At 66.9% G+C, this 24,332-nt stretch carries 20 protein-coding genes; 8 read left to right on the top strand and 12 right to left on the bottom strand.

Features of this window, described 5'->3' with window-relative positions; translation table 11 throughout:
• Position 1: 1 nt before the first annotated feature.
• Together HCO70_RS11470 and HCO70_RS11465 are read right to left on the bottom strand one after the other, a co-directional pair.
• Positions 2-814: a fructosamine kinase family protein gene (locus HCO70_RS11470; RefSeq protein ID WP_253913163.1), complete on the bottom strand. Its 813-nt coding sequence runs from the start codon at positions 812-814 to the stop codon at positions 2-4.
• Positions 811-1,569, bottom strand: a complete 759-nt coding sequence (locus HCO70_RS11465) for a folate-binding protein YgfZ (RefSeq protein ID WP_172296276.1) — start codon at positions 1,567-1,569, stop codon at positions 811-813. The genes HCO70_RS11470 and HCO70_RS11465 overlap by 4 nt, the downstream gene beginning before the upstream one ends.
• A 62-nt stretch (positions 1,570-1,631) precedes the next feature.
• Between HCO70_RS11465 and HCO70_RS11460 the strand changes: the two genes are divergently transcribed.
• Positions 1,632-2,318, top strand: coding sequence for a TIGR04283 family arsenosugar biosynthesis glycosyltransferase (locus tag HCO70_RS11460; protein ID WP_172295970.1), 687 nt, complete (start codon positions 1,632-1,634; stop codon positions 2,316-2,318).
• A 209-nt stretch (positions 2,319-2,527) separates the two neighbouring features.
• Here HCO70_RS11460 and HCO70_RS11455 read toward each other — a convergent pair whose 3' ends face one another.
• Together HCO70_RS11455 and HCO70_RS11450 are read right to left on the bottom strand one after the other, a co-directional pair.
• Positions 2,528-4,258, bottom strand: coding sequence for an ABC transporter ATP-binding protein (locus HCO70_RS11455; RefSeq protein WP_172295968.1), 1,731 nt, complete (start codon positions 4,256-4,258; stop codon positions 2,528-2,530).
• Entirely contained in the window at positions 4,255-4,956 is a 702-nt protein-coding gene (locus tag HCO70_RS11450; protein WP_253913162.1) for a tyrosine-protein phosphatase, read from the bottom strand. Before HCO70_RS11450 ends, HCO70_RS11455 begins: the two co-directional genes overlap by 4 nt.
• A gap of 131 nt (positions 4,957-5,087) precedes the next feature.
• Between HCO70_RS11450 and HCO70_RS11445 the strand changes: the two genes are divergently transcribed.
• Positions 5,088-6,284, top strand: a complete 1,197-nt coding sequence (locus tag HCO70_RS11445) for an alanine--glyoxylate aminotransferase family protein (RefSeq protein ID WP_172295966.1) — start codon at positions 5,088-5,090, stop codon at positions 6,282-6,284.
• Here the strand turns inward: HCO70_RS11445 and HCO70_RS11440 are convergent.
• From HCO70_RS11440 to HCO70_RS11425, 4 genes are all read right to left on the bottom strand, one after another.
• A complete protein-coding gene (locus HCO70_RS11440; protein WP_172295964.1) occupies positions 6,281-6,475 on the bottom strand; it encodes a hypothetical protein in 195 nt (64 codons plus the stop codon). The genes HCO70_RS11445 and HCO70_RS11440 overlap by 4 nt on opposite strands.
• Before the next feature lie 96 nt (positions 6,476-6,571).
• Positions 6,572-7,696 carry a pyridoxal phosphate-dependent aminotransferase gene (locus tag HCO70_RS11435; protein ID WP_172295962.1) on the bottom strand — a complete coding sequence of 375 codons (1,125 nt, stop codon included), beginning with the start codon at positions 7,694-7,696 and terminating at the stop codon, positions 6,572-6,574.
• A 171-nt stretch (positions 7,697-7,867) separates the two neighbouring features.
• The gene (locus HCO70_RS11430; protein WP_172295960.1) at positions 7,868-8,203 is read right to left on the bottom strand and encodes a DUF1992 domain-containing protein; all 336 of its coding nucleotides are present in this window, start codon (positions 8,201-8,203) and stop codon (positions 7,868-7,870) included.
• 4 nt (positions 8,204-8,207) lie between these two features.
• Complete coding sequence (locus HCO70_RS11425) at positions 8,208-11,366, bottom strand: valine--tRNA ligase (protein WP_172295958.1); 3,159 nt, start codon at positions 11,364-11,366, stop codon at positions 8,208-8,210.
• Between the two features lie 167 nt (positions 11,367-11,533).
• Here HCO70_RS11425 and HCO70_RS11420 point away from each other — a divergent pair, with 167 nt between their 5' ends.
• Together HCO70_RS11420 and HCO70_RS11415 are read left to right on the top strand one after the other, a co-directional pair.
• Positions 11,534-13,819 (top strand): xanthine dehydrogenase family protein molybdopterin-binding subunit, encoded by a 2,286-nt coding sequence (locus tag HCO70_RS11420; protein WP_172295956.1) that lies wholly within the window; start codon positions 11,534-11,536, stop codon positions 13,817-13,819.
• A gap of 27 nt (positions 13,820-13,846) precedes the next feature.
• Positions 13,847-14,911: a DUF2235 domain-containing protein gene (locus HCO70_RS11415; protein ID WP_172295954.1), complete on the top strand. Its 1,065-nt coding sequence runs from the start codon at positions 13,847-13,849 to the stop codon at positions 14,909-14,911.
• On the opposite strand, the gene HCO70_RS11410 is transcribed toward HCO70_RS11415, so the two are convergent.
• Positions 14,875-16,548 (bottom strand): hypothetical protein, encoded by a 1,674-nt coding sequence (locus HCO70_RS11410; protein ID WP_172295952.1) that lies wholly within the window; start codon positions 16,546-16,548, stop codon positions 14,875-14,877. The genes HCO70_RS11415 and HCO70_RS11410 overlap by 37 nt on opposite strands.
• 227 nt (positions 16,549-16,775) lie before the next feature.
• Here HCO70_RS11410 and HCO70_RS11405 point away from each other — a divergent pair, with 227 nt between their 5' ends.
• The 4 genes from HCO70_RS11405 (at position 16,776) to HCO70_RS11390 (ending at position 20,771) form a co-directional block, all read left to right on the top strand.
• Positions 16,776-17,054, top strand: coding sequence for a hypothetical protein (locus HCO70_RS11405; RefSeq protein ID WP_172295950.1), 279 nt, complete (start codon positions 16,776-16,778; stop codon positions 17,052-17,054).
• Between the two features lie 84 nt (positions 17,055-17,138).
• Positions 17,139-18,263 carry a peptide chain release factor 2 gene (prfB, locus tag HCO70_RS11400; protein ID WP_172295948.1) on the top strand — a complete coding sequence of 375 codons (1,125 nt, stop codon included), beginning with the start codon at positions 17,139-17,141 and terminating at the stop codon, positions 18,261-18,263.
• A 270-nt stretch (positions 18,264-18,533) separates the two neighbouring features.
• Positions 18,534-19,940, top strand: a complete 1,407-nt coding sequence (locus tag HCO70_RS11395) for an amidase (protein ID WP_172295946.1) — start codon at positions 18,534-18,536, stop codon at positions 19,938-19,940.
• Positions 19,941-19,994: 54 nt separating this feature from the next.
• Complete coding sequence (locus HCO70_RS11390) at positions 19,995-20,771, top strand: DUF2189 domain-containing protein (RefSeq protein WP_172295944.1); 777 nt, start codon at positions 19,995-19,997, stop codon at positions 20,769-20,771.
• 97 nt (positions 20,772-20,868) lie between these two features.
• On the opposite strand, the gene HCO70_RS11385 is transcribed toward HCO70_RS11390, so the two are convergent.
• Genes HCO70_RS11385 through HCO70_RS11375 form a run of 3 tightly spaced genes read right to left on the bottom strand, consistent with a single transcriptional unit; the run spans position 20,869 to position 24,239 of the window.
• Positions 20,869-22,389, bottom strand: a complete 1,521-nt coding sequence (locus tag HCO70_RS11385; RefSeq protein WP_253913161.1) for an MFS transporter — start codon at positions 22,387-22,389, stop codon at positions 20,869-20,871.
• Positions 22,390-22,393: 4 nt separating this feature from the next.
• Positions 22,394-22,945, bottom strand: coding sequence for a polymer-forming cytoskeletal protein (locus HCO70_RS11380; protein ID WP_172295942.1), 552 nt, complete (start codon positions 22,943-22,945; stop codon positions 22,394-22,396).
• On the bottom strand, positions 22,935-24,239 hold the full coding sequence (locus tag HCO70_RS11375) for a M23 family metallopeptidase (RefSeq protein ID WP_172295940.1): 1,305 nt from the start codon (positions 24,237-24,239) through the stop codon (positions 22,935-22,937). Before HCO70_RS11375 ends, HCO70_RS11380 begins: the two co-directional genes overlap by 11 nt.
• Positions 24,240-24,332: the final 93 nt, after the last annotated feature.

The following is a 24,332-nucleotide window of genomic DNA, read 5'->3' as shown; positions in this document are numbered from 1 at the left end:
TTCAGGCGCCCGCGGCGGCCAACAAGTTCTCCACCATTGGGCGGTAGCCTGCGCCGAAGAGGCGCAGGTGAACTAGGGCGGGCCAGAGCTGGTAGATGGGCAGGCGGTCCGCCTCTCCTGATGCCGGCGGACCGTACGCATCACGAAACCCGTCTCCGATCCGGCCGAACAGCCGGAGCATCGCAAGGTCGACCTCTGCGTCACCGTGGTAGCAGGCCGGATCGATAACGCCGCTGAAACCGGCACCACCCCAAAGCACATTACCGGACCACAGGTCGCCGTGGAGAAGGGACGGCGCGGGCGCTTTGGGCAATCTGTCGGGCAGGCGATCGGCGAGCTTTTCCAGCCTGTGCCGCAGATCCGCAGGAAGCATCGCCGCGTCAGCAAGCAATCGTCGCTCCGCCCAGAAGGTGGGCCAATCGGCACAAGGCGCGTTTCGGATCGGAACATGCCCAAAGGCATGATCGCGGTGCCAGCCATGTAAGGTCCCGCGATTGTCGTGCAGGAGTCGGAGATGGACGCCAAACTCCGCCCATGCGGCGGAACCGGGAAGGCCGCCGGTATCGAGCTCGGTCATCAGCAGCAGGTCATTTCCGAAAGAGACCACTTCCGGACAGCGGCACCCGGTTGCCGCGATGGCCGCCAGCATCTCGCTTTCCGCAGGCGCCGTGGCGCCGGTCTTCGCGATAAGCTGACGGCCATCTGCCAGACATAAAGAGTAGACATTTGAAAGGTCGCCGCCCTGCATCTGACGCAGCCGATCAACCTCGCTGCCGGTGAGACGGCCGATCTGATTGCGCAGATCCTCGATCAAACCTCTTCGAACCGGACCGACGCGTCTCCGGCCGTCAACGGACCCGACGCGCGGTCGAAGCGCAGATAGGCGATGCCGTGTCCGCCAGCTTGGGTGTAGAGCGTCCCAGCGGGCTTGCCGTCCGCCTCGATGCCGGTACCGACGGGCGCGCTGCCGTCGACGGTCACCTTCGCAAGCCCTTTCCGCAACTCGGTCTTATGCTTCATCCTTGCGGTGACCTCCTGGCCGACATAGCAGCCCTTGCGGAAATCCACGCCCTGCAGGCGCTCGAAGCCCGTCTCCAGCAGGTAGCTGTCATTCGGGATCAGCTCCACGCCGCTTTCCGGCACGCAGGCGGACACGCGCAGGGCATCCCAGTCGATTCCGGCGTGCTCGGCTTCCAGCGCACCGTAGAAGCGCCAGCCGAGAGAGGGATCGCGGGGATCGGCAAAGGCGCCCTCAGGCGCCTCGCCAAGCCCGCGCCAGACCGGCAGGCTGCTATCCTCCAGTGCCACCTTGGAGCGGAGCTTGTACATCGACAGCCGCTGCATCAGGCCGGGGGCGAGGTCGGACTTCACGTCGAGCAGGATCGACTCACCCGCCGGGACGAGGAAGAAATCGGCCAGGTATTTGCCCTGAGGCGACAGAAGCGCGGCGTAAACAAGCCCGTTCTTCAGGCGTGTGACGTCGTTGGAGACGAGGCCCTGCAGGAATTCCTCGCGATCTCCTCCTGAGATGGCGATGACTTGCCGATCTTTACATGCGTCTGCCTGCATTTGTCGTTCCACCTGCTGCCTCTTCGGCTAATATAGGGGGTGAGGAGCCAAGCGAAAGAACCATGCGCGCGCCGGTTTCGATCATCATCCCGACCCTGGAGGCAGCGGCGGATCTGCCGGGAACCCTCGCCAGCCTTGGCGAGGGGCTGGAAGCCGGGCTGATCCGCGAGCTGATCCTGAGCGACGGCGGGTCGGAGGACGGGACGCGGGCGCTGGCGGAGGAGGCGGGAGCCTACCTGGTCAGCGGGGCTCCGGGGCGCGGGGGCCAGCTGGGCCGTGGCGCGGGCCAGTCGCAGGGTGAATGGCTTCTCTTCCTTCATGCCGATACCTGGCTGGGGCAGGGCTGGTCGCGGGCGGTGCTGGATCATATCCGCGACCATCCGGGGAAGGCGGGGTATTTCCGGCTGGGCTTCCGGGCGTCGGGCAGCGCGCCGCGGTTCGTGGCGGGCTGGGCCAACCTGAGGGCGCGGGCGCTGGGGCTGCCGTATGGCGATCAGGGGCTGCTTGTCAGGCGGGATCTGTACGACGAGGTCGGCGGCTATCAGGACATCCCCCTGATGGAGGACGTGGCCCTGGCCAGGGCTCTGGCGGGGCGGCTGGTGGTACTGGGGGGCACCGCTTGGACCAGCGCGGAGAAGTATCGAAGGCAGGGCTGGATGCGGCGGGGCGGGCGGAACCTGCTGACCCTGACGCGGTATCTGATGGGGGCCGATCCGGAGAGGCTGGCCGAGGGGTATTCGAGGCACTGACGGGGGGCGTCCCCATGGGGACGGGGGGTCAAGTTATTGATTTCAGGCATGTTAGCGCAAACGTCTGTGTGGGGACGCATCGCGGAACAGAGCGTAATGCGAGGCAGTGGCGGGCTCATATGGAGTGACGGCGCCGTCCCGACTCAAGTGCTGTTCCAATGGTGCGACGCCTAAAGCCGGCAGGATCGCGAGGCGACCCGAAATCCCGGCTATTCCGCGAATTGCAGCCGGTAGAGATCCGCATAGATCCCGCCGCGCGCGATCAGTTCTTCATGCGTGCCCTGATCCACGACCTGACCGGCATCCATCACCACGATCTTGTCCGCCTCGCGGATCGTCGACAGCCGGTGTGCGATCACAAGCGTGGTACGGCCCGTGGAGAGGCGCTCCAGCGCCTGCTGGACAACCGCCTCCGAGGCGGCGTCGAGGGCCGAGGTGGCCTCGTCGAGCAGCAGGATCGGCGCATCGCGGTGCAGCGCGCGGGCGATGGCGACGCGCTGGCGCTGGCCACCGGACAGGGCGGAGCCGCGCGGCCCGGCCTTCGACTCGACGCCCGCAGACAGGTTCTGCAGGAAGTCGTCGACATGGGCCGCAGTTAGCGCCGTTTCGAGGGCCGCTCCATCGCGACCCAGAAGGATGTTGTCGCGAATGCTCTCGTCGAACAGCTGAGCATCCTGCGTGACGACCGAGAACAGGCCGCGCAGGTCTTCCAGCGGCAGGTCGGCGACGTCGACGCCGCCGATCCGGGCGTGGCCCGACTGCGGCTCGACCAGCCGCGTCAAGATCCGGAAGACAGTGCTTTTGCCCGCGCCGGAGGCGCCGACCAGCGCGGTGGTCTTGCCAGCCTCGGCGACGAAACTGGCGCCGCGCAGGACCGGCTGATCGCCATAGGCCAGCGCCACGTCGGAAAATTCCAGATCCGCGGATTCCGCCGCCACCGGCAGGCGTTTCGGTTCGGCGGGAGAGGTGATCGTCGGCTTCGCATCGAAGATGTCGTGCAGCCGTTCAAGACTGGCCAGCGCCGCCTGCCATGCGCCGCTGACATTGCCTATCCGGCGCAGCGGTTCGAAAACCAGCGCCATGGCAGTAAAGAAGGACATGAATTCGCCCACGGTCTTGGCGCCGTCGATGATCTGCAGCCCGCCATAGGTCAGCACACCGAAGAAGCCGACACCGGCAACGATATCCATCATCGCGGGAATGCCGGCCTGTCCGGCCTCTGACCGGATCTGCGCGTCGACGAACCCGCCCAGCTCGTCCGAGAACCGGTCGGCCTCGCGCGCTTCTATGGTGTTCAACTTGATCGTGTCGATGCCGTGGAAGGTCTCGTCCAGCCGTGTCGCCAGCACCGCGGCGGCGTGCCGGGCGGTACGGGTGGAACGGCGCACCCAGCGCTGCAGCAGGACCATCGGCCCCATCAGCACCGGCGCGCCGGCGACGGCGATCAGCGTCCAGACCCAGTCGATGGACAGGGCCACGGCGAAAAGCGAGATAAGCGCCACCACGTCGCGCCCGAGCGCCGAGAAAACGGTCGACCAGATGCTGCCGGCCGCGAGGGTATCGCCGCGCACGCGTTCAATCAGGATGCCGGGCGAATTCTCCTGAAAGAAGGCGCTGTCCAGCCGCAGCATGTGCCGCACCATGTCGGCCTGCAGCGCGGCCGACACCTTCTGACCCACGGTTTTCATGATGACGCGCTGACCGAACCCGGCGACAGCGCGGATCAAGAAGACGCCGAATACGCCCGCCGCGACCCATGTGATGGCGTCGCGGTTCCCGGCCACGAAGATCTGGTCGAACATCGGCTTGATGAGATAGCTGAGCGCCCCCATCATCCCGCCTTCGATGGACATCAGGATGACCGCCACGACGATCAGCCAGATGTGCCGGCGCAGGTAGTCGCGCCACAGCCAGCGGGTCAGATCGCGTGTCTCGGTCATGCAGCCTCGGCGCTGGCGCGGCCGCTCTGGACCTGAAAGTCCTCGAAAAGTGTCTTTGCGTCGTAGCGTTCCGCGAACCACTGGCGGATACTCATCGGCGTTTCCGCATTGTCGGTCTCGTACCGCTCCAGCAGATAATCCATCAGCCCGGTCTTGGTGCGCTTCAGGTGGGCGTATTTCAGCGACAGCATCTTCTTCGCCTCGGCGATGGACGCGCCTTCCTTGTCGAGCAGCCACAGGGCCGAGACCAGCCCGGCGCGGTCGGCGCCGGATTTGCAATGCAGCACGAAAGGCTTCTCGATCCGGTCGAAGATCTCGAACAGCTCCATGAAGCGTTCCTGCGGCACGAGCGAGCGCGCACGCATGCGGATGTCGATCATTTCCAGCCCGAGCGCTTCGCAGGCTTCCTTCTCGAACAGGTAGAAGCTGAACTTGTCCTCGCCGCGCAGGTTCAGGACAGTGCGGATTCCCTGTTCCTTGAGCTTCTTCAGGCGCGCGAAAGAGGGCTGGTTCGAGCGCCAGACGCCCGGCGCGATCTGATACATGTTGGTCCACAGACCCCGCAGGATGCCGTGGTCGAACATGTAGAAGTGCCACTTTGCCTGCCGCCGTCCGCGCGGGGTGGAGATGTCCGTGCCGAAGGACCGCATGAAGCGGCGTTCGGCCTCGTGGATCCGGTTGAACAGCTTGCTGAGCATGCGCAGGGCTTGTTTCGGTTGCAAAGGCGGCATGTAACGGCAAAGGGGGGCTGCGACAAGGCATGAGGCCGATTGACGGCACCGGCAGGCCGGACTAACGCGGACGGGTTCTTTGATTCCGGAGCTTCCCCATGTCGCTTGCCAACGGCCGTGAATACCTTGCCATCCCCGGACCGTCGGTGATGCCCGACCGCGTTCTGCGCGCCATGCACCGCGCCGCGCCGAACATCTATGAAGGCGCCATCGTGGAAGAGACCGCCGGGATCGCGCGGGACCTGAAGGCGGTGGCAAAGACGGACGGTAACGTGGCGTTCTACATCGCCAACGGGCACGGGGCGTGGGAGGCGGCGATTTCCAACACGCATTCGCGCGGCGACCTTTGCCTTGTGCTGGCGACGGGGCGGTTCGCGCTTGGCTGGTCGATGCATGCGGAACGGCTTGGCGTGGAGCTGGACATCCTCGATTTCGGCAAGGCGTCGGACGTGGATCTGGGCCGCGTCGCGGAGCGGCTGGCGGCGGATACCGAGCACCGGATCAAGTCGGTGCTGGTGGTGCAGGTGGATACCGCGACCTCTGTGAAGAACGACATCGCGGGGATCCGGCGGGTGCTGGACGAGGCCGGGCATCCGGCGCTGTTCATGGTGGACTGCATCGCGTCGCTGGCCTGCGACCGGTTCGAGATGGACGCCTGGGGCGTCGACCTGATGGTCGCGGCCAGCCAGAAGGGGCTGATGACGCCGCCGGGGCTGTCCTTCGTGTTCTTCAACGACAAGGCGGATGCGGCGCGGGAGAAGGCGGGGCTGGTGACCGGCTACTGGGACTGGCGGCCGCGCGCGTTTCCGCAGGAATTCTACCAGTATTTCGGCGGCACGGCCCCGACGCATCACCTGTTCGGCCTGCGCGAGGCGCTGAACATGATCGCGGAGGAGGGGCTGGAGAACGTGTTCGCGCGGCACGAGGTGCTGGCGCGGGCGGTCTGGGAGGCGTTCGACGTCTGGGCCGAGGACGGGCCGCTGCGGATGAACATCGACGATCCGTCGAAGCGGTCGGTGGCGGTGACGTCGCTGAGCATCGGCGCGCCTTATGGCAACGAGCTGCGGCAGTGGGTGGCGGCGAATGCCGGGCTGACGCTTGGGCTGGGGATCGGGATGGTGGACCGGTCGAACCCGTCCTCGCACGGGTTCTTCCGCATCGCGCATATGGGGCATGTCAACAGCCACATGGTGCTGGGCGCGCTGGGCGGGATCGAGGCGGGGCTGTGCGCCCTGCAGGTGCCGCATGGGGCGGGTGCGCTGGAGGCGGCGGCGCAGGTCTGCGCGGGGGGCTAGGCCCTGCGCAGCAGCCAGTCGGCGGCTGTGGCGGCGATCAGGACGAGCGGCATGCCATAGGCGGCCCAGAGCGCGACGAGGGCGAAGAAGCACAGGACGCCGCTGGTGACGAAGAAGGGCAGGCTGTAGTCGGGCAGGATGCCGTTGCCGGGGAGCGGCGGGCGTGTGTCGCTGTGGCGGTTCGCGGGCATGGGCAGGTGCTCCAGATGCAGGCGCGCGCGCGGGGGCGCTGACGACCTCCCTGATCCGATGGTAGCACAGTCCGGCGGCCGGGCGAGAGCCCGTTCTCAGGACATCGCGTCACTTTTCGCGCGGGCGGCGTCGAGGGCGGCGGGGAATTCGCGTTCGAGTATATCGAGGTCGGCTTCGGTGCCTGCGGATATGCGGATGCAGCGGTCCTGCGGCGCGACGAAGGGCATGCGGACGAAGACGTCGCGGGCGGTGAGCTCGGCGAGGACGGCGCGGGCGAAGGCGCCGTCGCGGCCGCAGTCGACGGCGACGAAATTGGCGGCGGAGGGTAGGGCGGTCAGGCCGTTCTGCGCGGCGATGTCGGCGATGCGGGCGCGGGCTTTTGCGACACTGGCGATGACCTCCGCCAGATAGGGCGCGTCCTGCAGGGCGGCGAGGGCGCCGGCCTGGCTAATCCGGCACATGCCGAAATGGTTGCGAACCTTGTTGAAGGCGGTGATCAGGTCCGCGGCGCCGATGCCGTAGCCGACGCGCGCGCCGGCCATGCCGTAGGCCTTGGAGAAGGTGCGGAAGCGGATCACGCGCGGGTTGTCCGGGTTGATCTTCGGCAGCGCGCCATCGGGCAGGAACTGCGCGTAGGCCTCGTCGAGGATCAGGAGGGTTCCGTCCGGCACGCTGGCGACGGCTTCCTCGATGATCCCGGCGGCATGCCAGCTTCCCATCGGGTTGTCGGGATTGGCGAGGTAGATCAGCCGGGCATCGGTTTCCCGCGCCTTCGCCAGCAGCGCCCCGGGGTCCTCGCGGTCGTCGCGGTAGGGAACCTTGTGGAGCGTGCCGCCGAAACCCGCGACATGGTAGTTGAAGGTCGGATAGGCGCCGTCGGAGGTGACCACGGCATCGCCGGGTCCGACGGTCAGGCGGACAAGGTAGCCGAGGAGGCCGTCGATCCCCTCGCCGATGATGACGTTCCCGGGCCGGACGCCTTCGTGGCTCGCAAGGGCCTGGCGCAGGTCGTGGCTTTCCGGGTCGCCGTACATCCATGTCGCGGCGGCGGCCTGTTCCATCGCGGCGATGGCTTTGGGGGACGGGCCGAAGACGGATTCGTTGGCGCCGATCCGTACGCGGAACAGGCTGCCGCGCGCGCGTTCCTGTGCTTCCGGCCCGACGAAGGGGACGGTGGCGGGCAGCGAGGCGGCGAGGTCGGTGTAGCGTGGTCCCGGCATGGCGGGCATCAAGCGCAAAACGTGGTTGTGGGGCAATAGGGAAACGTCGCTGCGGCTGCATGGTCCGGGAGCGAGGGGCCAGCCCCTCGCGCTCCCCGGGATATTTTCAACCAGAAGAAGGCGCGGTTTCTTTTCAGAGGGTTAGAGTCGGGTCCTGAAGCGGTTCTGCGCCTAGTACTTCATGAATTTGCGGCGTGCTTCCTGCGCGATCGCGAGCTTCAGTTCCAGATCGGCCAGCTTGCGCATTGCCGCCTTGCGCTCATCCGGATCGGTGAGACCGGCCAGCACCTGCTTTTGCGCCGCGACCTGACGCTTGATCAGGATCTCTTCGGGCAGGGCGCCGGCCTCGGCCATCATGCGGTGGGCGGCGGCTTCGCCGGCGTCGAGATGAGCCTCGCCGCTGCGGTCCGGCAGGGGTTTGCCCTGGCCTTCGAGATTGTCCAGCTGCCCCTCGGCCTGGGCCTTGAAGATCTGTCGTTCGATCAGGCTGCGGAAGCTTCTGGACATGGGACTACGAGACCTCGGCTAGGCGCTCCAGGGCGGTCTTCAGTTTGGCGGCTTCGTCTTCGCGGGCGGCGAGGTTTTCTTTGGTTTCCTCAACCACTTCCGGCGGCGCGCTTTCTGCGAATTTGGGGTTGGAAAGACGACCGCGCAAGCCGCCGAGTTCCTTTTCCAGCTTCTGCAGCGATTTTTCCAGCCGGGTCTTTTCCTCGGCGACGTCGATGATGTCGGCGAGCGGCAGGCAGAACAGGCCGCCCTCGACCGCGACCGTGATAGCGCCCTTCGGCATCTCGCTGATTTCGCTTAATGAATCGATTCTGGCCAGGCGCCGGATCAGGGTCTCGTTCTTGTCCCATGCGGCGCGGCCGGCGGCGTCGAGTTCGAGCTGCAGCATCGGGATGTGCAGCCCGGCGGGAACGTGCATCTGGGCCCGGGCGGAGCGGATCTCGTCGATCAGATTGATGACCCAGTTCATCTCGCGATCCGCGGCTTCGTCAACGAGATCGGCGGCCCCGTAGGTGGGCCAGTCCGCGTGGACGAGCATACCGTCGCGGGTCTTCGTGGTTTCCCACAGTTCCTCTGTCACGAAGGGGATGATCGGGTGCAGCAGGATCAGGCACTGATCCAGCACCCAGCCCATCGTGGCGCGGGTTTCCTCGACGATCTCGGCGTCTTTCGAGTCGAGGAGCGGTTTGGCGAATTCGACATACCAGTCGCAGACCTTGCCCCAGGTGAAGGCGTAGAGCGCGTTGGCGGCGTCGTTGAACCGGAAGGCATCGAGCGCGGCATCGACGGTTTCGCGGACCTTGGCGGTTTCGCCGATGATCCAGCGGTTCGCGGTGCTATTGACGTACACGGCCTGAACGCCGTCCGTGCAGGGGGCGTGCGTGCCCTCGTAGACGCCGTTCATCTCGGCGAAACGGGTGGCGTTCCAGAGTTTGGTGGTGAAGTTGCGGTAGCCCTGGATGCGGCTGGTCGACAGCTTCAGGTCGCGGCCCATGGCGGCCATCGAGGTCAGCGTGAAGCGGACGGCGTCGGCGCCGAATTCGTCGATCAGTTCCAGCGGGTCGAGGACGTTGCCCAGCGATTTCGACATCTTCTTGCCCTTCTCGTCGCGGACGAGGGCGTGGACATAGACTGTGTCGAAGGGCCGCTGACCGACCACGGCATATTGCATCATCATCATCCGGGCGACCCAGAAGAAGATGATGTCGAATCCGGTGACGAGGACGGAAGTCGGGAAGTATCTGTGCAGTTCCGGCGTGTCCTCGGGCCAGCCAAGCGTGCCGATGGGCCAGAGGCCGGAGGAGAACCAGGTGTCAAGCACGTCTGGGTCGCGCCAGATCGGGTAGACCAGATGGGTCGGGTCCTGGCTGACATTATAGTCGGCGAGGCTGGACGCGATCATGTGCAGCGCGGCGTCGCGATCCTCGACCTCGACGATGCGGGCGTGGTTGAGCGGCGTCGGCATTGTGCCGAGAACGTCGTAGAACTGGCCGGAGACGTGGTCGAAATCGGGGCCGCAATGGTGGTGCTCGTCGCCTTTGAGCAGGCGCTGGGCGTTCAGCAGGCGGCCGATTTCCACCTCGTCCAGCGCGCCATCGTTTTCGTCGTCGCGGAAGCCTTCGCCGGACAGGTCAAACCCGTACCAGACCGGGATCTGGTGGCCCCACCAGAGCTGGCGCGAGATGCACCACGGCTCGATGTTTTCCAGCCAGTTGAAATAGACCTTCTTGTCCTGCTCGGGCAGGATCTCGACCTCGCCGGAACGGACGGCGTCGATGGCGGGGCCGACGATCTTTTCGGCGTCGACGAACCACTGGTCGGTGAGCATCGGCTCGATGATGACCTTCGAGCGGTCGCCGAAGGGCTGCATGATCGGTTTCGATTCCACCAGCGGGACGGCGTAGTTCGCGTCGTCCGCGTCGGGTTTGACCGCCTTCTTGCCGAGGCGCGTATCGGAGGCGGTGGTCATCACCGCGAGCCCCTCGCCGGTGATCTGGTCGACGACCATCGCGCGGGCGTCGAAGCGGTCGAGGCCGCGCAGGTCGTCGGGGACGAGGTTCAGCGTGTCGACCTCGGCCTCTGTGAAATCGGCGCCGTTGGCGATCTCCTGCGCGCGGATGGCGCAGGTTTCGTAATCGGCGCCGTCGTCGCGCATATGGCCCTTGGTGTCCATCAGGCGGTACATCGGGATGTTTCCGCGCTGCGCGACGGCGTAGTCGTTGAAGTCGTGGGCGCCGGTGATCTTGACCGCGCCGGAGCCGAAGGCGGGGTCCGGGTACATGTCGGTGATGATCGGGATCAGGCGGCGATGTTCCTTCGGGCCGACCGGGATTTCGCAGAGTTTCCCGACGATTGGGGCGTAGCGTTCATCCGACGGGTGAACCGCGACGGCGCCGTCGCCCAGCATCGTCTCGGGGCGCGTGGTGGCGATGGAGATGTAGTCGCGGGTCTCGCGGAGAGTGACGTTGCCGTCCTCGTCCTTCTCGACGTATTCATAGGTTTCGCCGCCGGCCAGCGGGTACTTGAAGTGCCACATGTGGCCGGGATTCTCGTGGTTCTCGACCTCGAGATCGGAGATCGCGGTTTCGAAATGCGGATCCCAGTTCACGAGGCGCTTGCCGCGGTAGATCAGGCCCTTGTCGTACATGTCGACGAAGACCTTGATCACGGCGTCGTGGAAGTTCTGTTTCGTCGGTTCCGGGTCGCCGGGGGCGCCGCCCATGGTGAAGGCTTCGCGATCCCAGTCGCAGGAGGCGCCGAGGCGCTTGAGCTGGCCGGTGATGTTGCCGCGCGACTTGACCTTCTGCTGCCAGACGCGTTCGAGGAACTTCTCGCGGCCCATCTCGCGGCGGCCTTCGTTGCCCTCGGCGGCGAGTTCACGCTCGACGACCATCTGGGTGGCGATGCCGGCGTGGTCGGTGCCGGGCTGCCACAGGGTGTCGAAGCCGCGCATGCGGTGCCAGCGGATCAGGATGTCCTGCAGGGTATTGTTGAAGGCGTGGCCCATGTGCAGCGCGCCGGTCACGTTCGGCGGCGGGATCACGATGGAAAAGGTTTCCGGGCGCGAGGCGTTGGCGCCGGCGGCGAAGGCCTTGGCCTTTTCCCAGGCGGCGTAGATCCGCGGTTCCGCCTCGGCGGCGTCGAAGGTCTTTTCCATGGGCATGGCTTTGCGTCCAGTCGTGCGAAATCGGTGCTTCCCATAACGCGAGCGGGGTCCGAGTGGAAGGGGCGGCGGGAAACCCGCATGCAAGGCTGCTGCAATGCTGGACACGGCGGCGTCAGCGGATAAGGTTCGCCGGAAAGCCATTCAGCCAATTCACGGAGCCCCTTATGGAAAAGTTCGGAAAGAGCCAGCCGGTCAAACGCGTCGAGGATCTGCGACTGGTGACGGGGCATGGCCGGTATGTCGATGACATCGTTCCCGACGGCGCGCTGTTCGCCTATTACTTCCGTTCGCCCGTAGCGCATGCCGAGATCGTCTCTATCGACGTGTCGGAGGCGAAGGCGGCCGAGGGCGTGGCCTGCGTTCTGACCTCGGAAGATCTGGAATCGCACGGCATGGATATCGGCATGGCGGGCAGCCAGGCGCCGAACCGGGACGGTTCGCAGGGGGCCGCGCCGTTGCGGCCGATGCTGGCGAAGGGCCGGGTACGGTTCGTCGGCGAGCCGGTGGTCTGCATCGTCGCCGAGACGCTGGCGCAGGCGAAGGATGCCGCCGAACTGATCGAGTTCGATTACAACGAGCTGCCGGCGAAGATCGATCTGGCCGAAGGCGGCGAGGATCTGCACCCGAAAGAAGCGCCGGGCAACCTGGCCTACGATTTCTGCGAGGGCGACGCCGAGAAGGTCGAGAAAGCCTTTGCCGGCGCGGCGCATGTTGTGAAGCTGGACGTGGGCGACAACCGGATCATCGTGAACTCGATGGAGCCGCGCGGCGCCTTTGCCGAATGGGTCGGCGACCGACTGCATGTCTGCTACGGCGGACAAGGTGTCTGGGGCTTCAAGGGCGAACTGGCCGGGGCCTACAAGATGGAAGCCGAGGATATCCGCGTGACCACGCCGGATGTCGGCGGCGGCTTCGGCATGAAGGGCTTTACCTATCCGGAATATTTCCCGTTGCCGCTGGCGGCGAAGCTGACCGGCAAGCCGGTGCGCTGGATGTCGGACCGGACCGAAGCGATGCTGACCGACAATGGCGGGCGGGCGCTGACCTCGACGACCGAGCTGGCCTTCGACGCGGATTACAAGATCGTCGGCTACAAGGTGAAGACGCTGAGCGACCTTGGCGCCTACAACTCCGGCTTCGCGCAGATGATCCAGTCGTTCCTGTTCGCGCGGGTGCTGACCGGGACCTATGACATCCAGGATACGCTGCTGGAGGTGAAGGGGATCTATACCAACACCGTGCCGGTGGATGCCTATCGCGGGGCCGGACGGCCCGAGGCGATCTATGCGCTGGAACGGTCGATGGACAATGCCGCGCGGGAGCTGGGCGTCGATCCGCTGGAGCTGCGGCGGAAGAACTTCATCCCGGTGAACAAGTTCCCTTATACCACCGCGACGGGCGAGAATTATGACGTCGGCGACTTCAACAAGGTGCTGAGCCGGGCGGAGCAGGAGGCGGATCTTGCCGGCTTCGCGGCACGTCGCGAGAAATCGGCGGCGGAAGGCAAGCTGCGCGGCATCGGGCTGAGCTATTACATCGAGTCGATCCTCGGGAACCCGAGCGAGCATGTGCAGGTCGACTTCAACGACGACGGCACCGCGACGATCTATGTCGGTACGCAGTCGAACGGGCAGGGGCACGAGACGGTGTTCGCGCAGTTCCTGTCGGACCAGACCGGCATTCCGCTGGACAAGATCAGCTTCGTTCAGGGGGACAGCGACCGGATCGCCGAAGGCGGCGGAACCGGTGGCTCGCGCTCTGTCACGACACAGAATAACGCGACCTTGCACACTGTTGAAGTGATGGTGAAGGCGTACTCGTCCTTCCTCGCCGAGGAGATGGGCGTGAAGCCGGAAGACGTGAAGTTCGACGACGAGCGGTTCCGGGCCGATGGCTCGAACCTGACGCCGACCTTCCTGGAGGCCGCCGAGATGGCGCGGGCGAAGGGGCGGAAAGACCTGCTGACCTTCCGCGAGAAGGCGACGATCCCGGGCCGGTCCTATCCCAACGGGGCGCATTTCGCCGAGGTGGAGATCGATCCGGATACCGGCGTGACCAAGGTGGTCAAGTATACAGTCGTCGACGATTTCGGCAACCTTATCAACCCGATGCTGGCCGAAGGTCAGGTGCATGGCGGAGTCGCCCAAGGGCTTGGTCAGGCGATCACGGAACGGGTGGTCTATGACGAGGACGGGCAGCTTCTGACCGCGACCTTCATGGATTACGCGATGCCGCGCGCCTATGACATGCCGTGGGTGGCCTTCAACTCGGAACCGGTGCCGTCGACGGCGAACGCGATGGGGATGAAGGGCTGCGGCGAGGCCGGCACGGTCGGCGCGCTGGCTGCCGTCACCAACGCGGCTCTGGACGCGATGTGGGACCGCGGCGTCCGCCATGTTGACATGCCCTTTACCCCCCTGCGGGTATGGGAGATGCTTAACGCTGCCTGAGCGATGACCCGACCGCGGACATGACCAATGCGCCTACGCGACCGCATCCTTGGCTGGCTGCGGTTGCGACCGCGGTTCGGCCGCGCACCGACCGGACCGGCACGGGGGCGGGTGGATCACGTGGTGATCCTGGACGGCACGGCATCCACGCTTGAGGACGGACTGGAGACCAATGCGGGGCGGCTTTACAAGCTGCTCTGCGAGGTCGCGCCGGAACACCGGCTGAACCTGCGTTACGAGGCGGGCATCCAGTGGCAGAGCTGGCGCAATTCCCGCGACGTGATCGAGGGGCGCGGCATCAACCGGCAGATCCGGCGGGTCTATGGGGTGATCGCCTCGCGCTATCATCCGGGGGACCGGATCTTCCTTTTCGGCTATTCGCGGGGCGCCTACGCGGTACGCTCGCTGGCGGGGCTGATCGACCGCGTCGGGCTGTTGCAGTCGGAGCATGCGACGGAGCGGAACATCCGGCTGGCCTACCGCTATTACGAGCAATCCTCTGAAAGCGAGATCGCGCGGCTGTTCCGGCGCCGATGCTGCCATCATCCGGGCGTGCAGATCGAGATGGTCGGCGTCTGGGATACGGTAAAGGCGCTGGGGCTGCGGCTGCCGGTGGTCTGGCAATGGACCGAGAAGGCGCACCTGTTCCATAACCACGAGCTGGGCGCGCATATCAAGCACGGCTACCACGCGCTGGCGATGGACGAGACGCGGGAAGCCTTCGACCCGGTAATCTGGACGACGATGCCGGGGCACGAGGGCGAGGTGGAGCAGGTCTGGTTCCGCGGCGCGCATGGCGATATCGGCGGCCAGCTTGCGGGATTCGAAGACGCGCGGCCGCTGGCGAACATCCCGCTGGTCTGGATGCTGGAAAAGGCGGAAGGTTGCGGTCTGCCGCTGCCGGAGGGCTGGCGGGAGCGGTTTCCCTGCGATCCGTCGGCGCCCTCGGTCGGCACCATGCGCGGCTGGGGCAAGCTGTTCATCGCGCGCAGGCGGCGCGTGGTGGGCCGGGATCCGTCGGAGCATGTGCACGGCACGGCGCTGAACGCGGCGGTCTATTCGCCCAGCAGTCTCGACGCCGCTTCCTCGTAGGCCGCCATCGTTTCGGGGTGGTTGAAGACGGCGCGGATCTCGTCCAGCGCGGAGGCGACGGTCCGGCCACTGGCCTGAAGCTCGGCGAGATGGCGCTGTGCCGCGTCCTGCTCTCCGGCTTCGGCGGCTGCCAGGGCCGCGAGAATGCGGCCGCGCTCGTCGCCCGAGACCAGCATCAGCACCGCCTGGGTCCGGGCGGCGTGGAAGTCGCCCTTGGTGAAGGCGTCGATCGACAGCGGGATCCGGAACCAGCCGGGCGGGTTCAGCGTCAGCGCGGTGCCGGCGCGGACATTCGCCAGCCCCTCGTCCCACTCGCCGGACAGCATCTGCTGCCAGCCGCGCGCCACGTGGATATCCGGTTTCGACGGGTTCAGCTCCCAGGCGGCATCGTAGGCGTCCGCCGCGGCGGCCGTGTCGCCACGGGCGAGCAGGATGCCGGCGAGGTATTCGAAGCCCTCGGCCCCGAGCGGATCGAGCGTGGTGGCGCGGTGGACGGCGTCTTCGGCCCGGGCCATCAGCGGGTGATCGGTGCCGGCGCCGGTCTTTGTCCAGTCGAGGAAGGACATGAAGGCATAGGCGGCCCAGATGCGCCCGTCAGTCGTGCCCCGTTCGATCAGCGCCTCCAGACAGACCCGTGCGAGCCGTTCATGCCGTGAATCCTTGGTCAGGTCATAGGCGTGCCATTTGAGATAGCAGAGGTATTCCCAGTCCTCCGATGCCTCGGCCTTCAGGCGATCCTCGAGCCTGCGCATTTCTTCTGCCGGGATCGCGCCGCCGGGGGCGGCGATGCTGACGACCGCTTCCTGTATCCAGTTCTGCAGGCTCGCGGCGAGTTCGGGATCGTCGGTGTCGATCGGCAGACGGTCGCTCCACAGCACGGTGTCGGTCGCGTCGTCGGTCAGGACCAGTTCCAGATCGGTTCCACCCGTGCCCGGCGCGAGCACGCCGCTGAGCACGAAATCGGTGCCGGGCCGTCCGGGAACGGTGACGTTCGGGGCGTCCGGGCCGGCACTGCGGACGCGGAGGGTGCGGAAATGCGACAGCTCGCGGGTCAGGACGGATTGCAGGGCGGGGCCGACATAGGCGAGGTCCGGGTCGCCGACGGCGTCGTGGATCGAGCGGACCTCGAGGATCGGGGTGTCGGTGCGGACGATCTGTTCCGGCTCGCTCAGGCGGCGATAGACCCAATAGCCGCCGCCCGCGAAGCCGGCGGCAAGGATCACGACCGCGGCGAGCGCCAGCAGGAGCCGGTTGCGCATGGGAGCCGGCGGCGGCTTTTCCTCCGGTTCCGGCCCGGCGTCCTGCGGCACGACCTCTACCCGGGAACTACCACTGGGAATGCGGAACTGCAGCAGGTCCGCGCTGCCATCGGTGGAGTAGTAATTGTCGAGCAGTCGGCGCAGGCGCCCGACTTCGACCCGCACGATACTGTCTTCCTGCGGGTCGAAATCCTCGCCGCGGTCCAGCACGTCCACGGCGATCGCATATGCCTTGACCTCGTCGCCGCGGCCCTCGGTCTCCGCCGCGAGAAGATAAGTGAGCAGCCGGTGCATCCGCGAGCCGGGCTTGAGATGGCCGCTGGCCTCGAGCCGTTCAACGGCGCGGTTCAGGTCCTGGTCCGGGATGCCGGGCTGCATGAAGGCCTTCCCTGGTTCACTCGTCTGCACGTGAAAGCATAGCCGATTCCTGCCCTTGGACGGCAAGGGTTGTGCGGCGGAGGCCGGATTTTCCCGGAAATGTACCCGTACATACTTCCGAAACCGGGTCCAAAGCGGTTTGAGAGAGCGCAAGTTACGAACGCCGCGACGGGGGCCGGCACGGGGCCGATACGGGCCAGCACGAGGCCGGAGACGAGGGCGACGAAATGCAGAACGACCTGGCGCATGTCGGGCGCAGGAAGAACCGGTCCACCGCCGGAAGCGGGCGGCGGATCGAAAGAATGGTCGCGACGCTGGCGAATGCCGGCGGACCATGTGGACCGGACGGGCCGCGTAACAAGTGGGTCTTCGAGGTACTTCTCGACCTGTCGCGATACGCGCGGGGCGAGGGGCTCGTCCGGTTCGAACACGATCTTGAAGAGACGGCAGAGCGACTACTCACGGAACTGCTCGCCGGCTGCGGCGGAAGGATGGCCGGCAATTAGCCGGACGTCCTTCCGCTTGCTCCGCTGCGGCGGCTCGGGTATTGCATGATCCCTGCCTGACCCCTGCCAGAGGACCCAACCGCCGTGCGCGCCGAGACTCAGAATGCCGTCGAAACAATCCGCAAGTCGCTGGCGCTGCTGCGCCAGAGGATGGATTACGACACCGCGCAACACCGGCTGGAGGAGTTCAACGCGCGGGTCGAGGACCCCACGCTGTGGGACGATCCGGAGAATGCGCAGAAGCTGATGCGCGACCGGCAGGCGCTGGTCGACAAGATCGCGGATGCGGACGGGATCGCGCAGGAGCTTGACGACAATATCGAGCTGATCGAGCTGGGCGAGATGGAGGACGATGCCGAGGTCGTGGCCGATGCCGAGGCGGCGCTGAAGGCGTTGCAGGAGAAGGCGGCGGCGAAGGAGTTGGAGGCCCTGCTGAACGGCGAGGCCGATGGCAACGACACCTTCCTGGAGATCAACGCGGGCGCCGGCGGCACCGAGGCCTGCGACTGGGCGCAGATGCTGCAGCGGATGTATGTGCGCTGGGCCGAGCGGCGCGGCTACAAGGTGGAGCTGCAGTCGGAGGAACCGGGCACCGAGGCGGGGATCAAGTCGGTTTCCTACAAGATCTCGGGTCCGAACGCCTATGGCTGGCTGAAATCGGAAAGCGGAGTTCACCGGCTGGTGCGGATTTCGCCGTTCGGCAAGGGGACGCGCGAGACCTCTTTCGCGAGCGTCTGGGTCTATCCGGTGGTTGACGACAATATCGAGATCGAGGTGAACCCGGCGGATATCCGGATCGACACCTACCGCTCCTCGGGGGCGGGCGGGCAGCACGTGAACACCACCGACTCGGCGGTGCGGATCACCCACGCGCCGACCGGGATCGTCGTGACCTCGTCGGAGAAGTCGCAGCACCAGAACCGGGACATCGCGATGAAGGCGCTGAAGTCGCGGCTGTACCAGATGGAGCTGGACAAGCGGAATGCGGCGATCAACGAGGCGCACGAGAACAAAGGATCGGCCGGCTGGGGCAACCAGATCCGGTCTTACGTGCTGCAGCCCTACCAGATGGTGAAGGACCTGCGGACGAGTTTCGAGACCTCGGACACGCAGGGGGTGCTGGACGGCGACCTCGACGGGTTCATGGCCGCGACGCTGGCGATGGACGTCTCGGGCAAGAGCCGCGCGGAGGCGACGGCGGAGGAGTGAGCGCCGTCTCGGAAACCGTCCAGTGGACGGTTTCAGGCGCGAACGGGCGGCGCCCTGGCGCCCCGGTATCTGCGTATTCAAATGTGCGCTGCCGCGCGCGGCTTTTTCTGACATCGGAGCCGTGACGCCCGCTCCCGGCGGCGGTGCGAACGGCAGCTGCGGGAGCCTCCGGCGGGGATATTTTCAACCAGAAGAAGCGGGCGGGGCTGTGCTTTGACGGCTTGCCGGGGCGCGGGTTTTGCGGCTTTCTGCGTGGGAAAGGGGAGCCGTATGAGTGAATTGCTGGAACTGTCGGCGAGGGCGCTGTCCGGGAAGCTGGCGGCGCGGGAGGTGTCGGCCGAGGAGCTGATGCGCGCGACGCTGGCCCGGGTCGAGGCGGTCAACGGGAGCGTCAACGCCGTGGTGGCCCTGCGGGACGGCGACGCGCTGCTGGCCGAGGCGCGGGCGGCGGACGCGGGCGAGCGCAGGGGCTGGCTGCACGGGGTGCCGGTGGCGGTGAAGGATCTGGTGGCGGTGGCCGGGGTGGTTTCGAGCTCCGGCTCGCCGGTCTACCGCGATTTCGTGCCGGAAAAGGACGATCTGCTGGCAGCGCGGCTGCGGGCGGCGGGGGCCATCGTCATCGGCAAGACCAACGTGCCGGAATTCGGGCTGGGCTCGCATTCCTACAACCCGGTCTACGGGGTGACGCGGAACCCCTATGACCCGTCGCGCTCGGCGGGCGGATCGTCGGGCGGGGCGGCGGCGGCGCTGTCCATGCGGATGGTCTGCGTCGCGGACGGGTCGGACATGATGGGGAGCCTGCGGAACCCGGCGGGATGGAACAACGTCTACGGGCACCGGCCGACCCACGGGCTGGTGCCCGGGGAGCCGGCGGGGGAGATGTTCCTGCATCCCCTGTCGACGCTGGGGCCGATGGCGCGGTGTCCCTCGGACATGGCGGCATTGCTGGAGGTGCTGGCGGGGCCGGACCCGCGGCAGCCGTCCGGAGCCGTGTTCGAGGCCGGGGACCTGGCGGTGGACGTGCGCGGGCGGCGGATCGGCTGGCTTGGCGACTGGGGCGGCGCGTGGCCGATGGAGCCGGGCGTGCTGGACCTGGCGGAAAGCGCGCTGGATGTGTTCCGCGATCTGGGCTGCACGGTGGAGGCGGTGGAACCGCCGTTCCCGGCGGAGGATCTGTGGGAGGCATGGATCGCGCTGCGGAGCTGGGCGGTCGCGGGAAAGCAGGGGGCGCTGATGGACGATCCCGCGACGCGCGACCTGCTGAAGCCGGCGCTGGTCTGGGAGATCGAGCGGGGGCGGGCGCTGCCCAATGCGGAGATCCTGGCGGCGAGTGCGCTGCGCTCTGACTGGTACCGGACGGCGGCGCGGATGTTCGGGGATTTCGAAGCGGTGGTGATGCCCTCGGCGCAGGTCTGGCCGTTCCCGGCGGAGTGGGACTGGCCGAAGGAGATCGCCGGCCAGACGATGGACACCTATCACCGCTGGATGGAATGCGTGGTGCCGGTGAGCCTGATCGGGCTGCCCTGCACGGCGCTGCCGGCCGGGTTCGGCGCGGCCGGGCTGCCGGGAGGCATCCAGCTGGCGGGGCCGCGCGGATCCGACCGGGCGCTCTTGCAGCTGGCAGAGGCCTATCACGGCGCGACCGACTGGCCGGGGCGCGTCCCTCCGCCGCTTTGACATTGGCGTGATGCCGGGGAAATCTGGCAGGCGGGAGGATCAGGGGAGGAGCGTATGGCGGAGGAGATGGCGGCGGCATCGCCGCTGCCCGAGATCGGGCGGCTGACACTGTCTGAACTGCTGGTGGTGCTGGAGCGCGGCTGGCAGGATTTCCGCACCGCACCGGGATACGGGCTGTTCTTCGGCGGGTTCTATGCGCTGGCGGGGCTGGTGCTGGTGATGCTGGGCGCCGGCAACTGGACCTGGACGCTGATGCTGTCGCTGGGCTTTCCGCTGGTGGCGCCCTTCGCGGCGGTCGGGCTTTACGAGGTGTCGCGGCGGCTTGAGGACGGCGAGGGGCTGGAGCTGAGGGCGGTGCTGGGCGTCGTGATGCGCGAGAAGGACCGGCAGATCCCCTGGGCCGGGGCGATCATCGTGATCTACTTCCTGTTCTGGTCCTTCCTGGCGCATATGCTGTTTGCGCTGTTCATGGGACCCTCGGCCCTGATCAACGTATCGACCTCCTGGGAGATGTTCCTGACGCCCAAGGGGCTGACGATGATCGCGGTGGAGCTGGCGGTGGGCGGCGTCGCGGCCTTCGTTCTGTTCGCGCTGACGGTGGTGAGCCTGCCGCTGCTGCTGGAGAAGGAAGTGGATTTCGTCTCGGCCATGCTGCTGAGTTTCCGCGCGACGGTGGCGAACCTCTGGGTGATGCTGGTCTGGGCGGCGATCATTGCGGCGCTGCTGTTTCTGGGCATGCTGCCCTGGTTCCTGGGGCTGTTCGTCGTGCTGCCGGTGCTGGGGCATGCGACATGGCACCTGTACCGGCGGGTTCTTTACGATCCGGTGTGAGCCGTCGTGCAGCGCCCGGCCTCGCGCTGGCGGCTGCTGCGGGAGCCTCCGGCGGGGATATTTTCAACCAGAAGAAGCGGGCGGATCGGTATTGCGGTCAGGCGGTGCGCCTGCGTCGGTCGAGCCCGAGCCAGGCGATCAGGGCGGAGGCGGTGGCGAGGAGCGCGGTGATGAGCGCCACGGCGGCGAAGGCGCCGTTGCTGGCGGCGAGGTGGGCCGGGTCGGTTCCGGGCGCGCCGAAACTGCCGGGACCGGCATAGTCGGGCGGGGCCACCGCGACCATGACGGTGGCATAGGCGACAGAGGCGACGGTGCCCATCGCCGCGACCGCGACGAGGCCGGCGATGCGGGCGACGGCGTTGTTCACGCCCGAGGCGGCGCCGGTGCGGTGTTCGGCTATCCCCTGCATCACGGCGGCGGAGAGCGGCGCGACCACGAGCGACATGCCGAGGCCCATCAGGCACATCAGCGGCACGACAATGTCCCAGAAGCGCATCAGATGCGTGGTCAGGCCGAGGCCGGCATAGGCGAGGGCGACCAGCGCGGACCCCGCCGCGATGGGCGGGCCGGGGCCGAAGCGGTCGGAGAGCCTGCCGGCGGTGCTGGACAGGGATGCGATAAAAACGGAGAGCGGGGCGAAGGCGGCGGTCGCCTCGAGTTCGGTGACGCCCCAGGCGGCGATCACGGTCATCGGCAGGAAGAACAGGATCGCCGAGAGCGCGAAGTAAAGGCAGAAGGTCAGCAGGTTCGCGGCGGAGAAGCTGCGGTTGCGGAACAGGGTGAGGTCGAGCATCGGGGCGGGGGCGCGGCGTTCGGTCCGGACGAACAGCGTCAGCGCGGCGAGGCCGGAGGCGGCAAAAGCGAGGCGCTGCGCGGCGCTGCCGCCGGCGGAGAGCGACCAGGCGAGAAGGCCGAGGCCGAGGACGGCGAGAACGGAGCCGGCATAGTCGATCGGCTGGCCGGGCTGGCCGGTATCCTCGTTCACCGCGCGCCGGATCAGCCAGAGCGCGGCGATACCGATGGGCAGGTTCACCGCGAAGATGGCGCGCCACATCTCGGGGCCGCCGAAGGACAGGACGGCGCCGCCGATCACCGGGCCGAGCGCTGTGGTCAGCGACGACGCCGCCGCCCAGATTCCGATGGCGCGGCCGCGCTCCGCCTCGGGATAGGCTCGGGCGATCAGCGCCAGCGAGCCGGGGACCATCAGGGCCGCGCCGAAGCCCTGAACGGCCCGCGCGGCGATCAGGAAACCGGAGCTGGGCGCGGCGGCGCAGGCGAGGGAAGCGGCCATGAAGACGGCGATGCCGATGGAGAAGACGCGGGCGAGACCGAAGCGGTCGCCCGCCGCGCCGCCGCTGAGGATCAGTGCCGAGAGCGTCAGCATGTAGGCGTTGGAGATCCATTGCGCCTGCGCCAGCGTGGCGCCCAGCGTCTCGCGCATCGCGGGCATGGCGATGGCGACGACGGTGCCGTCGATGAACCCCATCGCCGAGGCGAGGATCGCGGCGATCAGCAGCAGGCGGCGCCGCGCGGGATCGCAGAAGCCGGAAATGAAATCGGGCACCGCAGTGGTCTGCGATGCCCGGTCAACGAGTCCGGTCTCTGGCGCCTGCGCCAAGCCCTCAGCTGCTGGCGGAGGCCGGTTTCGGCGACGGGGCCGACGAAGCGGACGACGAAGACGCTGCCGGAGCGGCGGGCTTGCTGCCGTCCTTGGTCAGCGGGTCGTCGCGACGCTGCACCGAGCCCTCGAAATGGGCGCCGGATTCTATTGCGATGGTCTTGTGGATGATGTCGCCTTCCACCCGGGCGGTGGAGGTCAGGCGCACCTTGAGGCCGCGCACGCGGCCGATGATGCGGCCGTTGACCACGACGTCATCGGCGACCACCTCTCCCTTTACCGTGGCGCCTTCGCCGACGGTCAGGAGGTGGGCGCGGATGTCGCCCTCGACATTGCCTTCGACCTGGATGTCGCCGGTGGTCCGGATGTTGCCGACGATGGTCAGGTCCGCGGACAGCGCCGATGCCGGCGGCTTGGCCTTGGGCGTCGGGCTGGGCGAATAGTCGCCGGAAGAGGACGGGCGGGGCGGGGAAGCGGGTTCGGTCATGGTTTTGCTACTCGGCTGCTCTTCGGCAGGCTTCGCTCCGGGCTCGTTGATTCGGCTCTTAGAAAACATCTCTGGCTGCCTTGATATAGGTCATCGGGTTCACAGGCTTTCCGCCGATCCGCACTTCGTAGTGAAGGTGAGTGCCGGTCGACCGGCCAGTATTTCCCATATCACCGATACGATCGCCGCGCGAGACCCTATCGCCCACCTTCACGCGCACCTTGCTCATATGCGCGTAGCGGGTTTCGATTCCGAACTCGTGCTTGATCTTCACGAGGTTGCCGTAACCGGACAGCCAGCCGGCATGGATGACGGTGCCATCGGCGGTGGCGTAGATCGGAGTGCCGTGCGCGGCGGCGAAATCGGTGCCTTCATGCATCCGACCCCAGCGCATGCCGAAGGGCGAGGTGAAGCGGAAGGCGGCCTTGACCGGGATCGCGAAAGGGGTCTTCTGCAGCGCGATCCGGTAGAGGTTCATGCGGTCCAGCTTTTCCAGGACCGAATTGGCGCGCAGGCTGTCGGGATCCTCCGCCTCGCCCTTGGTCGAGAAGGTGAGCGGGGTCAGCGGGCCGCCCTGGCCGGAATAGCCGCGGCGGATCGTGTCGAGGATCGAGTCGGCGTCGAGGCCGGCGGAGTCGAAGATGCCGTTCAGCGGCTCGATGGAGATCGAGACGGCATCCTCGAGCTGGGTGAAGATCCGGTCGTTCCGCTCTTCCATCAGCAGGCGCTCGTGATCCATCTCTTCGGCGCGCGTCTTCGCCTCTGCCGCGATCAGTGCCATGGTGTCGCGCTCTGCGGCCGCGACCTGCAGCGCGTCGGTCAGGAAGTCGAGCGTGGTCTCGGCATCGGCATGCGAGGCGGAGTTGTTTTCCGCGACCACGCCGTCGAGCTGGGCAAGCGCCGTTTCCGTTTCGGCCCGGGCGGTGTCGCGTTCCTTCATGGTGTGGCGCAGCGTGGTCTGGATCACCTCGATCCCGGTTTCCAGTTCGCGGCGGCGATCCTCGGATTCAAGCAGAGCCGACTGCATCTCGGAGATCTGCTCAAGCGCGGCGTTGAAGCGCTCCTGTGCGGCCAGCGCCTCTTCGGCGCGGAGGTCGCGTTCGGAGGAGAGGGTTGCGAGGCGATCCTCGTAAAGCGTGCGCTCCCGCTCCGCCTGGTCGCGCAGCGAGCCGGAGCCGATGCTGTCCATCAGCAGGATGGCGGTGGCGACGATGGCCCAGCCGACGAAAAGCGCGGTGCCGGTTACGGCGATGATCTGGGTAGCGGGGCTTAAGCGGATGAAACGGGTGTCGTTGTCGGATCTGAGAAAGATCCGACGGTCCGGGAAGGTGCGTTCCAAAAAGTTATGAATCCGATGCCTCATTCCGTAGGTCGAAAGCACTGTCCCTGGTCCCCATTCTTATTTCGCACGGCGCAAATCCCCAGACGCCGCACGGGGGAGTGCTTAGCGTTCGAA

Source organism: Pseudoruegeria sp. HB172150 (assembly GCF_013184805.1).
GTDB lineage: Bacteria > Pseudomonadota > Alphaproteobacteria > Rhodobacterales > Rhodobacteraceae > Psychromarinibacter.
The sequence above is the reverse complement of the archived record's forward strand: the minus strand, read 5'-3'. Positions and strand labels throughout refer to the sequence as shown.

What these genes read in the sequence shown, in the direction of transcription:
- HCO70_RS11465 (WP_172296276.1), bottom strand. Translation starts at nt 1,569, where the DNA reads ATGCAGGCAGACGCATGTAAAGATCGGCAAGTCATCGCCATCTCAGGA.
- HCO70_RS11460 (WP_172295970.1), top strand. Translation starts at nt 1,632, where the DNA reads ATGCGCGCGCCGGTTTCGATCATCATCCCGACCCTGGAGGCAGCGGCG.
- HCO70_RS11455 (WP_172295968.1), bottom strand. Translation starts at nt 4,258, where the DNA reads ATGACCGAGACACGCGATCTGACCCGCTGGCTGTGGCGCGACTACCTG.
- HCO70_RS11450 (WP_253913162.1), bottom strand. Translation starts at nt 4,956, where the DNA reads ATGCTCAGCAAGCTGTTCAACCGGATCCACGAGGCCGAACGCCGCTTC.
- HCO70_RS11445 (WP_172295966.1), top strand. Translation starts at nt 5,088, where the DNA reads ATGTCGCTTGCCAACGGCCGTGAATACCTTGCCATCCCCGGACCGTCG.
- HCO70_RS11440 (WP_172295964.1), bottom strand. Translation starts at nt 6,475, where the DNA reads ATGCCCGCGAACCGCCACAGCGACACACGCCCGCCGCTCCCCGGCAAC.
- HCO70_RS11435 (WP_172295962.1), bottom strand. Translation starts at nt 7,696, where the DNA reads ATGCCGGGACCACGCTACACCGACCTCGCCGCCTCGCTGCCCGCCACC.
- HCO70_RS11430 (WP_172295960.1), bottom strand. Translation starts at nt 8,203, where the DNA reads ATGTCCAGAAGCTTCCGCAGCCTGATCGAACGACAGATCTTCAAGGCC.
- HCO70_RS11425 (WP_172295958.1), bottom strand. Translation starts at nt 11,366, where the DNA reads ATGCCCATGGAAAAGACCTTCGACGCCGCCGAGGCGGAACCGCGGATC.
- HCO70_RS11420 (WP_172295956.1), top strand. Translation starts at nt 11,534, where the DNA reads ATGGAAAAGTTCGGAAAGAGCCAGCCGGTCAAACGCGTCGAGGATCTG.
- HCO70_RS11415 (WP_172295954.1), top strand. Translation starts at nt 13,847, where the DNA reads ATGCGCCTACGCGACCGCATCCTTGGCTGGCTGCGGTTGCGACCGCGG.
- HCO70_RS11410 (WP_172295952.1), bottom strand. Translation starts at nt 16,548, where the DNA reads ATGCAGCCCGGCATCCCGGACCAGGACCTGAACCGCGCCGTTGAACGG.
- HCO70_RS11405 (WP_172295950.1), top strand. Translation starts at nt 16,776, where the DNA reads ATGCAGAACGACCTGGCGCATGTCGGGCGCAGGAAGAACCGGTCCACC.
- HCO70_RS11395 (WP_172295946.1), top strand. Translation starts at nt 18,534, where the DNA reads ATGAGTGAATTGCTGGAACTGTCGGCGAGGGCGCTGTCCGGGAAGCTG.
- HCO70_RS11390 (WP_172295944.1), top strand. Translation starts at nt 19,995, where the DNA reads ATGGCGGAGGAGATGGCGGCGGCATCGCCGCTGCCCGAGATCGGGCGG.
- HCO70_RS11380 (WP_172295942.1), bottom strand. Translation starts at nt 22,945, where the DNA reads ATGTTTTCTAAGAGCCGAATCAACGAGCCCGGAGCGAAGCCTGCCGAA.
- HCO70_RS11375 (WP_172295940.1), bottom strand. Translation starts at nt 24,239, where the DNA reads ATGAGGCATCGGATTCATAACTTTTTGGAACGCACCTTCCCGGACCGT.